Annotated in this window: 2 pseudogenes; both read right to left on the reverse strand. The window is 37.4% G+C overall.

Going from position 1 to position 479, the window contains the following annotated elements:
- Positions 1–21: 21 nt before the first annotated feature.
- Positions 22–237 (reverse strand): annotated as a pseudogene (locus J7R05_RS07855) (NADH-quinone oxidoreductase subunit M); the annotation flags it as partial.
- Positions 237–479: pseudogene (locus J7R05_RS07860) on the reverse strand (NADH-quinone oxidoreductase subunit L); the annotation flags it as partial. The pseudogenes J7R05_RS07860 and J7R05_RS07855, both read right to left, overlap by 1 nt.

Raw genomic sequence — 479 nt, forward strand, 5'->3', positions numbered from 1 at the left:
ATAGCTAAGGCTACCCAATCACCAACCGAATTTCTTGACCATTTGGCAGACAGCATTGGTGTTTTCAAACTCCATCCTAATAATTAAAGAAATACTAAAAATAAATATAGATGTACAAAATGCTACATTGCGTATATTATGCCGTGCTACTTCGCTATCGTCTTTGATAAATAAAATCAGAAGCACACCAATAAGCGGTAGAAATGTAACCGTAGAAAGAATAGGCCAATCAATCATCAGTTTACGCCCCCGATCATCATCCATGTGATCAGCAATGCAACGCCTATAAGCATTGCAAATGCATAGTGATAAAGATAGCCTGTCTGCAGTCTAATGATTTTGTTTGTAATATCAACAATACGTGCAGCAATACCATTCGATCCTAAGCCATGAATAATTTTGCCATCACCTATCTGCCAGAAAAAGCAACCAAGTCTTAATGCAGGACGGACATACAAAAGGTTATAAAGCTCATCAAA

Source organism: Bartonella capreoli, assembly GCF_902813205.1.
GTDB lineage: Bacteria > Pseudomonadota > Alphaproteobacteria > Rhizobiales > Rhizobiaceae > Bartonella > Bartonella schoenbuchensis.